The organism is Lysinibacillus sp. K60, assembly GCF_019731275.1.
Taxonomy (GTDB): Bacteria; Bacillota; Bacilli; order Bacillales_A; family Planococcaceae; genus Lysinibacillus; species Lysinibacillus capsici.
The window spans coordinates 24,891-36,940 of sequence record NZ_JAASJR010000017.1; the positions used below are offsets into that span (position 1 = coordinate 24,891).

At 32.3% G+C, this 12,050-nt stretch carries 11 protein-coding genes and 1 pseudogene; 5 read left to right on the forward strand and 7 right to left on the reverse strand.

Annotation, left to right across the window (positions count from 1 at the left end):
- Nucleotides 1-127: 127 nt before the first annotated feature.
- Nucleotides 128-721, reverse strand: coding sequence for a class I SAM-dependent methyltransferase (locus tag HCH28_RS23225; protein ID WP_221683304.1), 594 nt, complete (start codon nucleotides 719-721; stop codon nucleotides 128-130).
- Nucleotides 722-1,042: 321 nt separating this feature from the next.
- Between HCH28_RS23225 and HCH28_RS23230 the strand changes: the two genes are divergently transcribed.
- A complete protein-coding gene (locus HCH28_RS23230; protein WP_221683305.1) occupies nucleotides 1,043-2,371 on the forward strand; it encodes a c-type cytochrome in 1,329 nt (442 codons plus the stop codon).
- The gene (locus HCH28_RS23235) at nucleotides 2,368-3,408 is read left to right on the forward strand and encodes a cytochrome ubiquinol oxidase subunit I (protein WP_221683306.1); all 1,041 of its coding nucleotides are present in this window, start codon (nucleotides 2,368-2,370) and stop codon (nucleotides 3,406-3,408) included. The genes HCH28_RS23230 and HCH28_RS23235 overlap by 4 nt, the downstream gene beginning before the upstream one ends.
- Nucleotides 3,409-3,880: 472 nt before the next feature.
- Here the strand turns inward: HCH28_RS23235 and HCH28_RS23240 are convergent, their stop codons facing one another.
- A complete protein-coding gene (locus HCH28_RS23240; protein WP_221683307.1) occupies nucleotides 3,881-4,171 on the reverse strand; it encodes an MraY family glycosyltransferase in 291 nt (96 codons plus the stop codon).
- A gap of 439 nt (nucleotides 4,172-4,610) precedes the next feature.
- On the opposite strand from HCH28_RS23240, the gene HCH28_RS23245 reads away from it, so the two are divergent.
- Nucleotides 4,611-5,039, forward strand: a complete 429-nt coding sequence (locus tag HCH28_RS23245) for a HEAT repeat domain-containing protein (protein WP_004230391.1) — start codon at nucleotides 4,611-4,613, stop codon at nucleotides 5,037-5,039.
- Between the two features lie 406 nt (nucleotides 5,040-5,445).
- Here the strand turns inward: HCH28_RS23245 and HCH28_RS23250 are convergent, their stop codons facing one another.
- From HCH28_RS23250 to HCH28_RS23265, 4 genes are all read right to left on the reverse strand, one after another.
- Nucleotides 5,446-6,618 (reverse strand): anti-sigma factor, encoded by a 1,173-nt coding sequence (locus HCH28_RS23250; RefSeq protein ID WP_221683308.1) that lies wholly within the window; start codon nucleotides 6,616-6,618, stop codon nucleotides 5,446-5,448.
- Nucleotides 6,608-7,150 carry an RNA polymerase sigma factor gene (locus HCH28_RS23255; protein ID WP_202342226.1) on the reverse strand — a complete coding sequence of 181 codons (543 nt, stop codon included), beginning with the start codon at nucleotides 7,148-7,150 and terminating at the stop codon, nucleotides 6,608-6,610. The genes HCH28_RS23250 and HCH28_RS23255 overlap by 11 nt, the downstream gene beginning before the upstream one ends.
- Before the next feature lie 348 nt (nucleotides 7,151-7,498).
- Nucleotides 7,499-8,515, reverse strand: coding sequence for an LCP family protein (locus tag HCH28_RS23260; protein WP_221683309.1), 1,017 nt, complete (start codon nucleotides 8,513-8,515; stop codon nucleotides 7,499-7,501).
- On the reverse strand, nucleotides 8,508-9,032 hold the full coding sequence (locus tag HCH28_RS23265; protein WP_221683310.1) for a sigma-70 family RNA polymerase sigma factor: 525 nt from the start codon (nucleotides 9,030-9,032) through the stop codon (nucleotides 8,508-8,510). The genes HCH28_RS23260 and HCH28_RS23265 overlap by 8 nt, the downstream gene beginning before the upstream one ends.
- Before the next feature lie 475 nt (nucleotides 9,033-9,507).
- On the opposite strand from HCH28_RS23265, the pseudogene HCH28_RS23270 reads away from it, so the two are divergent.
- Together HCH28_RS23270 and HCH28_RS23275 are read left to right on the forward strand one after the other, a co-directional pair.
- A pseudogene (locus HCH28_RS23270) lies at nucleotides 9,508-10,032 on the forward strand (LysE family translocator); the annotation flags it as partial.
- Nucleotides 10,033-10,598: 566 nt separating this feature from the next.
- Nucleotides 10,599-10,874 carry a YqhV family protein gene (locus tag HCH28_RS23275; RefSeq protein ID WP_009371666.1) on the forward strand — a complete coding sequence of 92 codons (276 nt, stop codon included), beginning with the start codon at nucleotides 10,599-10,601 and terminating at the stop codon, nucleotides 10,872-10,874.
- 549 nt (nucleotides 10,875-11,423) lie between these two features.
- On the opposite strand, the gene HCH28_RS23280 is transcribed toward HCH28_RS23275, so the two are convergent.
- The gene (locus HCH28_RS23280; protein ID WP_221683311.1) at nucleotides 11,424-11,744 is read right to left on the reverse strand and encodes an ArsR/SmtB family transcription factor; all 321 of its coding nucleotides are present in this window, start codon (nucleotides 11,742-11,744) and stop codon (nucleotides 11,424-11,426) included.
- Between the last annotated feature and the right edge of the window lie 306 nt (nucleotides 11,745-12,050).

The following is a 12,050-nucleotide window of genomic DNA, read 5'->3' on the forward strand; positions in this document are numbered from 1 at the left end:
AATTAAAGTGACAATTATATTCTTTTTGAATAGTTAAAATGGATTACGTGAAGATTCGCTCCTACCACCACCTTATTATTTCTTTGAGATCTTAAAAAAATGTATTTTGAATTGTAAAATAAATGTCTTATTTTTCTACAATAACTTGTATGACACGGCGAGTATTTGTTTGGAAAGAAACTTCATATTGTTCTACTTCCCCTGTGAAGTAATGTTTTAGCTTATAACGCCTAGCCCACCTTAATATATCTTCAGCATTATATAAATAAGCCATTTCGTTTGGTCCTCCTGTTTTGTATAAAAGCTGCGCATATTCATAGACCTCAAACATAAAAACACCATTTAATTTAATAGAGTTCATTATTTTTTCCAATATCACTAATTGGAATTTGTGCTGAAAATGACCAAATACCATAATTGCGCCATCATAAGTTTCTTGAGGTAGCTCATACTCTATTAAATCTGCTCTTATTGTAATGATTGATACACCATTCATTCTTGCTAATAACTGCACCTTTGCTAGACCAGATGAAGTTGAATCATAAACTGTTATCTGGTGTCCAAGCTTCGCTAAAAAAACCGCGTTCGCTCCCTCTTTCTCTTCATAGGCAGCAATTTTGGCTTGTTTAGGAAAATATTGAACTGCTGAGGTAATAAATCGATTAGCCTCAGTTCCATATATATATAATGGTGGACTAGCTTGCTTACTCCATATACTCATATCCTTCCTCCTATTTGTAAAAAAGCTTCATTTTTTAACTATATTGTTCCTATTAACATGACCATTATAAAAAACAATTGAGAAATTCAAATGAACTTTAAGCAACAAAAAATAGAATTTCATTAGTATAACCTATGGGACTGCTATAAAAAAAGGGCTAATAAAGAGAACCCAGTATAAAGAAATTCTTGTTACTTAAACTATTTTGACAAAACAATGAAATATAGTTCCTTTCAATTTCACATATTACTCATTCGATTTTCAAAACTATTTTGTATGATTGCATTGCATTTGATTAAAAAATGAAAGGAAGAGGGTAATATGAATTTTCCATCCGTGGATTATACATGGTTTGGTAATGGCACTGTGATTGCTCTTATTGCAATTATTCATGTGATAATTAGCCATGGCGTCGCGATAGGTACTTCTGTTTTAGTTGTATCGACTGAATATCGAGCGATGAAAAAGAAGAATGAGAAATTAGATCAAGTAGCAAAAACAATGTTGAAGTGGGTTTTAATCATTACTACAACTATAGGAGCGATGACCGGAGTAGGAATTTGGTTTTCAACCACAGTTATACAACCAGATTCAATTTCTTCTTTATTGCGTATTTTTTTCTGGGCATGGGTGGTTGAATGGGGAGCGTTTATCTCAGAAGTAATTATACTTATTATTTACTATTATACTTGGGATAAATGGAAAGAAGGCGAACGTAAACGTAAACATATCATGCTGGGCGTAGCACTAAGTGTTGCTTCATGGGTAACAATGGTGATCATTACGGGTGTCTTAGCTGCAAAATTAACACCAGGGCGTTGGATTGAAACTTTTTCATTTTGGAATGCATTTCTCAATCCAACCTACTTCCCTTCACTTGGATTCCGCATGTTTTTAGCAATCATGTTGGCAATATCTTTAGTATCATTTTTTATCCGTTGGCGTATTAAAGATAAGGCTTTACGTACAGAAGTTTTTCGTGTATTTGCATTCTGGGGTGCTATCTCTTTACCTATGACTTTTATCACAGGGTTATGGTATTTATGGGCCATTCCAACTGAAGCTTATAATATGATTGTCTGGTCTACAGGGATGTCCGAGGTCATCTTCAAAAGTTTAAATATCTTAGGATTTAGTATACTTATTATTTTCTTAGTATGGCTTGTAAAAAGTCCAAAAACAGTCCCGTGGATTCTATCAATAGCAGTGATGTTCTCATCCATCGGTTTTATTGGGGAATTTGAAGTAGTAAGGGAAACTGTAAGAAAACCCTATATTATCTATAACTATATGTATGCGAATGGGATGTTAGCAAAAAATGAAGAAAAACTAAAAAAAGATGGTTTTCTGGCTAATGCTACATGGGCAAAAGAAAAAGAAGTAAATGACAACAATATGGTGGAAGCGGGTAGAGATGTATTCGTTGGTCAATGTATTACCTGTCATACAATAGATGGATGGAGAGATACAAGAGCCTTGTCTAGTAGAATGGAAGGTTGGGATAAGGAAGCCATTATGTCCTTTGTTCCGAATATGCATTATGCACAAGTAGCAATGCCTCCATTTATGGGAACTGAAAAAGAAATAGAAGCTTTAGCTACTTATATTTTAACAGTACTTGAAGAAGAAAAAGAGGTGTCTACAAAATGAAGTATTTAAGTTTTGCTTTAATTTCTTCAGATAACCCTTTACCAATACCTGCACCTATTGGGTTACTAGAAATTCTTATCGTTGCGACATTTATTTTTCATATCATTTTCGTGAATTTTACAATCTCATTGACTGCAGGAGCAGTTGGATTAGAAATTACGAGTATGATCAAAAAAAATAGTTTATTTGATAAAATGGCGCAAATTTGTTCATTTCATGCTTCAATACATAAGAGTATTGCAGTCGTTCTAGGAGTTGGCCCATTACTAATTGTGAGTGTCTTGTATACACAATATTTTTATTCTTCAACTATTTTAATAGGAAAGGCTTGGATGAGTTTATTAATCCTATTGATTACTGCATTTCTTCTGTTATACATTTACAAGTTCACTTGGGATAAATATCAAACCAAAAAATTACTTCATATTAGTATTGGTTTATTGGCAATGTTGATTTTATTCTTTGTACCCCTTATTTTTATTGTCAATGTAACTTCTATGTTATATCCTGATCGTTGGGGAGAAGCAAATGGTTTTTTTGAAAGCTTATTTTATTATCCTCAAATTTGGCAACGTTACCTTCATTTCATGCTAGCAAGTTTAGCAACAGGTGGATTTTATATGTTTGTCTATTTTACTTTTCAGAAGCGAAAGCAGAAGAGATTAGAGGAACATGAGCAATCATTAAAACTTCTTGGTGCAAAAGTAGGCTTTTGGATTACAATTGTACAGTTGGTAGCTGGTTTCTTATTATTATTTTCATTTGATACGGATATTCGTATGCTTTATTTAGGCGAGGATTTATTGTTAACATCTTTACTCATCATTTCTATTGTATTGACTGTCATTCTTTGTATGCTACTATATGCAGCAGGTTATAAAGATTCTACAAGTGCTTTTCTAGGATCTATAATTGTATTCACTTTTGTTATAGGAATTATGGGATGGATGCGACATGAATTAAGGGAAGCCTATTTATCTCCATATCTTGACGAACATCCACGAACAGAAGAAGGAATTGAATCTACCTCTGAATAAAATTAATTGTATTAATCATGTTTCTATATAACGTAATCCTCAATCCCGTTTTTCTATTGGATAAACGGGATTGCTTTGTTATTAAAACAATATATCACCATTTGATTGAAATTGTTTAGCTTAAACTATGAGATAAAACTTCTGCTCATAGATAAAATAAAATATAAATTGTAATGCACTCTAAGTAGATTCACTATATAAATCACTCTGATCAAATTGTCTTTTCATCATATTTTTCCCCTATTATAGGTATTACTTTAATTGTTGCTCTACTGTTTTATTAAAAACTAAACAGCCACACCTGTTTAGATGTGACTAGTAATACCATACTCAAGTATTAAGGTTACTTACGTACTTAAACTTCACTTTTATTTTACAATTTCTAATTGCTTCGCATTATAAGTTAAAATATCCTGAACTGAATTTAAAGTTCCGTCTGGATAACTTCTTAATTCAACCAGTTTTGCTTTATCTAAGAAACGAATGGCAACAGCAATATAGAAGAATTTTGCACTTTTTCTACATTCATTACATTTGTAAAACTTACAAGAAGTAATAAAGTAAATGGAACCGTCAAATATCCTAATTCAAAGTTATTACCTAGACTAATTTGATTAACCTCGAGGTTTCCGACCATTATGATTACAAGTGACGCACTGATTTGACCAAGCACCACCCAAATGCTTGATAATTTAAAAGCTCGAGTAAGCTTATCCGTAATTACAATTGAAATGACACCAATAAATAAAGCTAAATATAACAACTACTCCCCTCCCAAAGTAATTCTTTAGAAATACTCAAACTTAAATATTCCAACTCCAAATTATACAGTATATGTAAAAAATAAATACTAACTAAACTGCCCCTTTGGCTTAAGCACATTGTTTTACAAACTCACATCAAGATTAACATAAAATCCCATTTTTAATTTAGAAGTGTTATTCAATTAAATGGCATTTCATGAAGAAGGACGCTTTCCTTATATCAGAAAAGCGCCCGATTGGAGTTAGTTTAAGAAGAATGGCAAATCTAATAAAGAATAGTACATAATTTTGATACGTTTCACCTCAATGTAGTTAGTTGCCATATTCTATATATATCCTTCCCTTCGATTCTTCGCTATTTTCACCAAAACAACGTATAATAAGAGAAACAGAAGAAGAATTCATTTTTCCTCTAGTTAAAAAAAGAGGTGCAATTACTTGAAACAATTTGAAACAGCATTACCAGAGCAGTATGAAACATTAAAAAAACAGGCCAATTATACGTCTAGCTGGCGAGAGCGTTTAGACGCAGTCGAAAAGTTATCAGCTTATCAACATGACAAAATCATAGATTTATTAAAAAATCGTATGCAGCATGATACTGTCAACAAGGTGCAATTAGCAGCCTATGAAGCACTTGCGGCGTTTGGCGAGGACGTAGAGAAGCCATCACCTGCACGTTTTGATATTATTAAAGGAACAGAAAAAATTTTCCTGCGTGTTAAAAAGAGCTTGCCGAAGGACCATACAGTGGCAGACTTTGCGGATAAACTAAAACGTATGCGTTTAGATGTCTTTGACGCGTATGAAGGCGACAAAGGTGAACAATTTATGAACTGGTTAGAGGAACGTTGGACAAAACTATAATCAGCAGTTTTGCGATTTATGAAGGAAAGTCATTCTCTCTGCTTATGGAGGGAATGACTTTTTCATATCTTACGCTGCGGTTCATCGAAACCAATATTAAATTGTCTTACTTCTTTTCTTTGATCATCTATCTTTATTGTTTAATGATAAAACAAACACCTAATAAAACTAACCTGCTCCTTTAGTTTAAGTGGAAATTTTCACAATTTCTTTGCTCCATAACAATTTTGATTAAATATGTTACTCAAGTAAATGGCTCTATAATGAGATCGAGCGCTAATCCTGATTACAAAATCGCGCCAGATTGAAGTTCGTTTTTTAACTTACAATTAAAAAAGTCTTATATCATATTTTATACAGATTTTTTCTTCTCATTAAAAGGCTCTCACTGTAAAGTTTTTTACCACTAATTTAATTTCAACCGTATCGGATCAATCTCTTCTGTTATTTTCACAGTAGAAGGCACTATTTTGAAAGTGTGCGGTATATTTTGTAAATCGTTAAATTGTGCTCTATAAATGGTACGATTATTAGTACGTTTTTCATCAAATTTACTAGAATTTCTATCAGCAACAACTAAGCGATTATCGATTACAATATTCCATCCCATCGGCCTTATCTTTGGCTCACCTTCCGTAGAAATTTGAATGTGCAATGAATTATTTTCAATTTCCATTGAATCTACTGTATATTCTGCGTTTTCAAATTGAAATGGTTGCGGCTGTTGCGGATTTACTTGCGTCTCATTTAAATTGTGCACAATTTTTTCCATAGCAAACACTTCTAATACAGTTGACTTAGTATAGCTTGGGACAGAAACCGAATAAATCATTTCACCTAATACATTAGTTCCCCTCCCACTAGAAGAACTATTGATTAACGGTTTTTCTTTTAATCTATGCCCTGCAATCAATTCACCCGCATCATTTTTAAGGGCAAAATGGACATTTGTCCGAACTTCACCGAAAAAGAAATCTTCCATTTTATCAATTGGTGGATTTAGAAATTCATCATATTCATAACGAGTTAGCATTTGACTGTATAAATTTTCATAATAACGCTGATTTTCATCATTGAATTTTACACGAAATTCAATATCCATGTTTTCTCCATCATTAACCACTTGCTCGATTGAAACATCCAAAAACGGTGCATCTAAGCTAGGGTTTTGGTTTTGTTCACTTGTTTTAAGTACCTCCTGGTCACCACTGTTAGGTTCGATTAATTCCGCTGGTTCATCAATTGGCTGTGCAACTTCACTGGGCATTCGATTCCAATAATAAAGTCCGAAACTTAAGACCAGAACTGCAGCACTAATTACACTAATTTTCAAACTATGCCACACTTTCTTACGCTTAGTATTTGTTTGAATAAGCTGCATAATTAGATCCGCTTGACTACTATGTTTAATAATTGGAGTATTAAGCTGTGCAAATAAAGTTTGCTGCTCATTTCTTAATTGCTGGTATTCATTTTGACAACTTTTACAGGTTTGCAAATGGGCTTCAAGTTTCTCCAACTCATTAGCTTCTAAAAAGCCTTCCACATAATCTTCTATCAGTAACGAATCACATTTCATAAAAATAACCTCCCTTTGTAGTTCCGATTGATCTTAATTTTCTTTTACTACGGTGCAGTTTGTTACGTACTTCGTTCATAGAAATTTGAAGCACTTCACTAATTTCATCGTAGCGAAGCCCGTTCACAAATTTTAGCAACAACACGAAATACTCGGTTTCATCTAGCTGCTGTAGGAGTTGTTCTAATTGCTCATTTTTCTCACGTAATAATAGAATTTTTTCTGGATAACGACCGTCTGCTATATCCATATCTATTGATCTTGCTTGCTGCTTATATTTTCTTAAATAATCAAAACACTTATTGACAACAATCCGATAGAGCCATGCATTAAACGACCCTTTTTTTTCATACTTATGTAGGTTATAGTACACCTTAATAAAAATATCCTGAACGATATCTTCTGCAACTGTACGATTACGAACAATTCGTATAACAGTGGTAAATACTTTCTGTTCATAATGTTTGATAATATATGCAAAGCAATGATCTTCTCCGTTCTTTACTCGTGCAATCACTTCATCTATCTCCATCTGATTCACCTCCTTACTACTATAACGATCAATTCTTTATTTCCTCTCAGAATAAGTTTAATTTTTTCTATTGACGGAGTGCTGCAAGGGAAATGCGGATTGACAACACTAAGAAATATACATCGAACGGCAAGCCATAAACGTCTAAATATTAGTGTATCTAGTGTTTTCGCTTCTTGCATAATAAGCTGTATAAATAAAATTTATAGAAAAAGCCACGAAAATGAACTGCACCCCCATTATTAAATTGTGTCTAACAATGGGAGTGCAGTTCACGCTCATGGCTTTTTCAAGTGTTTCCAAACTTTGATTTGGGAACGTTATTTTGTATGTGTTTGTATATTATACTTAGTTAAAGGTCGTTAAATTATCTGATATAGTATTTAAAAAATCTTTTTCAAATTTATAATAAAATTTACCCTCAGTCTCACTTAATGTTATTGAATCCGTTTGCATTCCGTTGCTTAAAGAAACCAATTTTATTGACTGAATTTCTAGCTGATTTTCTAACAATGAATCAAGTGATGTATTCGTTTCCATTTGAGTAAACATTTTTTTTAATTGTACTGGTGACATTTCAACTTCCATTTTATTAATTATAGCTTGCAATAGATTTACGAGATTTTCTTCATTTAGATTTACACCTTCTGTGGCTGCCATTAACAATGCGATAACTTCTTCACCGCTAAAACTCTGTAATCCTTTTTCAAATTCAAATGCTACTTGTGTGATTGCTCTCACTCGAATATCTTCTGACAAATCGTATTCTAATCCATTTACAGAATCAATGAGCGTTGAAATAGTTTCCACATCAATTACTGAATAATAATCAATTGGTAAAGCTACTAATTTTGAAACAGTCGTTTTTACATTATCAGCGCCCCCAAATTTATATGCAAACAATAATTTATCGTACAAAGGTGTCCCATCATTATTAGTCGATACTGGTGCATATGTCTCAGCAGGGAATGATACAACTTTCATCATCTTTTTATCTTTATTATAAGTAAGTAATAGATTTAGATAAATTCTATTGTCCATCTCTTTTGATTTCACCGTAATTAATGTAGTTGAAACCTTCTCTTCTTCAACCACTTGGTTACTTGTAGTACGTATATTAGATTCTTTAGTCAGATTTCCAGGGAATAATGATGGCAAAAATAAAAATAAACATAGACCTATTATTAATATAGAAATTGTTACTGGTGCAAATTTTTGTAGGAAAATAGGTGACTTTTTTTGCATATGAGAATCCCTGTCTATTTTCTTGATTTGTTCAAATACTTTTTGACGATCTTCTTTCGTAAATTGTAGTTCTTGATTTAACTTATTAGAAAAGTTAGTTTTTGAACGTTTCTCATTCATTAACTTCTGCCTCCTTTATCATCGACTCTAATCGTTGTTTTGCTCTTCTTAATCGAGTTTTCACTGTATTTACCGAAACATCTAAAACATTGGCAATTTCATCAGTCGTCAATGAATCGTAGTAGTATAGATAAACCACTTCCCGATATACTTTTGGTAGAGAAAAAATCGTATCTTTAATTTCTTCATTATTGTATTTATCAAGTACTGTTTTTTCTGTTGAAGGTAATATTGACTTCGCCGTTTCATTAATAAAACTTTTTACGTGTACCATTTTGTAATTCCAACTTTTCAAATAGTCCTTACATTCGTTAATGGTAATACGATAAAGCCATGTTTTAATTTGTGCGTCAAAGCGAAATGAATCAAGGTTTTTGTAACATTTGATAAACGTATTTTGAACCATGTCCTTCGCAATCTCTGCATCTTTCACATATGAAAACGCTAATCGTACCAACTCATTACCATAATCAATCATCAATTTTTCTAGTATGAAATCATTTTCTTCACTACCCAATCTACTTCCCTCCTTCTCAACCTGCTCCCAAATTCTTCTATTAGACGATTATCAATTCAAGAAAGGTTCAATTTTTAAAAATAACTCCAAAATATCCGTTACCGACTTGTAACAATTGCGATTGTAAGTGCTGAGAACAGGTGGGTGTTGGATTTGTTAATTATTTGATCAACCTTTCCATAAATTCTATTGATTGCTCCTTTTATAATTCATTGATGTCTGAATTATAGACGCGATTTTTTGAAGGTGAATGACTCTTGTCTAACCATCTATTCTTCTCTCTTACTATTTCATAAGAATAGACTAGCATTATAATCATGTTGGATTAAATTAATGATATCAACCTTGATATGAGAGCAAATCTAAAGAGCATGTTTTGAAAAGATTGTTCAAAACATGCTCTTATTTATTGTGGCAGATTAAATTCTCTTTCAATTACTTTAATATCGATAAGGGCACCCCAAAAACAGATGGAGGTGCTGATACCATGTATATTGTTGATAGAAGTATTTCACAAGGTAAAAGAGCTGGTGTTTATTCTGTATTCGGTATTATTACTGGCTCCTTGGTTCATACGTTATTTGTTTCTTTTGGCTTAAGATTATTGATGTAATTTATCTCGTTTATCTAGGAATTAAAATGGTATTTGATAAATCAAACATAGGTTTTGAAACGTCATCTAGTAAATTAAACTTAAGAAAAATTTATATACAAGGTCTTTTAACCAGTTTTAACGAATCCAAAAGTCTCGTTATTTATTATTGCTTTTCTTCCGCAGTTTATAGATGTAAAAGCATCAGATCCTGCTCCTTTTTTAATATTAGGGCTTACATTTACAGCAACTGAACTCCTATAGTGTTTATTTGTTGCTTATTTCTCCTCGTACGTTACTAAAAAACTAAGAGGAAACCAAAAATTAGGTATGCTTCTGAATAAAATAACGGGAATGATATTTATTTGTATGGGGTTAAAGCTACTTCAAACAAAAGCTCCACATTAAACTTGTAAAATAAAACAATGCCCCCCTACCTAATGAGCTCCTTTCAAATTTGAAGGGACTGTTTCTTAATTAATATCAGTTCGTTTACTGCAGACTTTATTTCTGACATTCTTTCAATATAGTGATGATAAGTTTCCTTCCACTCCTTATTGAAGTAAAGCTCCTTTAGTTGAAGAAGGGATATCTTTTTTCACCTAGGGCTACAGGGAATCCTCAACTTACTAATAGATTTTTGAGTGCTTGTTTTGCTCCATATTTTAATCTAGCTCCAAGGCTACTAGCAAATCCCCTCAATTAATTAAGATATTTGTAAAACCTGCATCTTTTTTAAGTACCATTGAAAGAACTATTTTTCCCATACTATTTCCTATTAAAAACAGAAAATGGATTTATAAAACTGATTTTAATTCTTTGAACTTTTAACTAGAAAATCACTTCATATAAAGCATTATCTAATAAGAATATTAGATACGAATCAGACATATATTGATTTTAGTATTTCATTAAAACAAACATCTATTATTCTATTCATGTTGGAATTATATTAAATTTTCTATAAAGATAGGATGATGACAATTATTGAAAAGTCGGTTCTTGCGATGGTTATTTTACGTGTATTGTCTGGGAGTATTGAAGTAAGTGCTGGGTTGTTGATGCTAAAGTTAAATAATTTAGAAAAAGCATTTTATATTAATACAATGCTTGCTTTGGTTGGGCCAACCGTTTTAATCGTAACGACAGCAATTGCATTATTTGGACTAGCAGATAAAATACCTGTGACGAGAATCATTTGCTTATTTACAGGTATAACACTTATTATTATTAGCTCACATATTAAGTAAACATAAAATATTACTAAAATAATAATTATAAAGTATGAAAATGCCAGAATATGAAATTAGTAAGTAGATTGATATCTTCCCATCCACCATTTTGGACATAAGTCTTCTTCTGTCTCGAACATTTATTTTATAGCCTGATTCCATTCATAATCTTTGTTAAACTCTTTATGAATCACATAACATGTTTATCCGTCCATTTGAAAAATTTTTTATAATTCTTCCTATTCATGTTCATTAAATCACTGTAGCGTGTGACGACGCTGCTTTTTTTTATGTATAATTAGCCTTTGCTTGCACAAATTAATATTGAGTGTATCGCACGCACTTATACGGTTGTGGCGTTGGTTGACCGTCACGACCTCCCTCAAAAAGGGTTACATTACCTCAGTAACCCTTTTTTAATTTCTATTCAAATTAACATTACACTACATCAGGTAGTTTTCTACTTTGGATTAACCTTGATCAAACCTTTACGACCACTAACCCGATTTGTAAGTGTACTTCCCATCTTACTCAGTACTACAAACCTTGCCTATATTTAACTTCCCTTTAATCTACATGGTTTACACAGCACGCGACATCAGCATGAACATCTACTAAAACCGTATCAATCATTTCAAGAAGTTCACGAATACGCTCATTTCTCAAACTATAGTAGCAATATTTTCCTTCATTACGACCAACAATAATGCCACAACCTTTTAAACAGGCTAAGTGTTGAGAGATATTAGACTGATTCCCCTTTAATTCCTCGACGATTTGAGATACTGTCTTCTCTTTCTCTTTGATACACCCTAAAATTTGTAGTCTTACCTTATTTGAAAATCCATGAATTAGTTTGATTTTTAAATCAATATTTTTTTCTGTCACAAAATCTCCTCCAATTCATATTAGACTTAGCTAATATGTTCTGATATTATCATATTCGATATCACTAATATGTGTGTCAAACATACTAGCACTACCTAATATGTCTGTCAAAAATTTTTAAAAATATGGGTCTCTCTTCAGCTAATAAACGTAGGCATCCTCAAGTTAGATTTTTTACTTTCTGAAAAGGAATATCAGTTTAAATTTGGGACAGGTTTCGCAACTGGCTGGACACTTGTAGTAATGGCTTTAGGGCTAACAAACCCTGTTAAAGGCTTATTATACATACTTATTTATGTACTTGGC

What these genes read in the sequence shown, in the direction of transcription:
- HCH28_RS23235 (WP_221683306.1), top strand. Translation starts at nt 2,368, where the DNA reads ATGAAGTATTTAAGTTTTGCTTTAATTTCTTCAGATAACCCTTTACCA.
- HCH28_RS23230 (WP_221683305.1), top strand. Translation starts at nt 1,043, where the DNA reads ATGAATTTTCCATCCGTGGATTATACATGGTTTGGTAATGGCACTGTG.
- HCH28_RS23255 (WP_202342226.1), bottom strand. Translation starts at nt 7,150, where the DNA reads ATGGAGATAGATGAAGTGATTGCACGAGTAAAGAACGGAGAAGATCAT.
- HCH28_RS23250 (WP_221683308.1), bottom strand. Translation starts at nt 6,618, where the DNA reads ATGAAATGTGATTCGTTACTGATAGAAGATTATGTGGAAGGCTTTTTA.
- HCH28_RS23260 (WP_221683309.1), bottom strand. Translation starts at nt 8,515, where the DNA reads ATGAATGAGAAACGTTCAAAAACTAACTTTTCTAATAAGTTAAATCAA.
- HCH28_RS23225 (WP_221683304.1), bottom strand. Translation starts at nt 721, where the DNA reads ATGAGTATATGGAGTAAGCAAGCTAGTCCACCATTATATATATATGGA.
- HCH28_RS23275 (WP_009371666.1), top strand. Translation starts at nt 10,599, where the DNA reads ATGATGACAATTATTGAAAAGTCGGTTCTTGCGATGGTTATTTTACGT.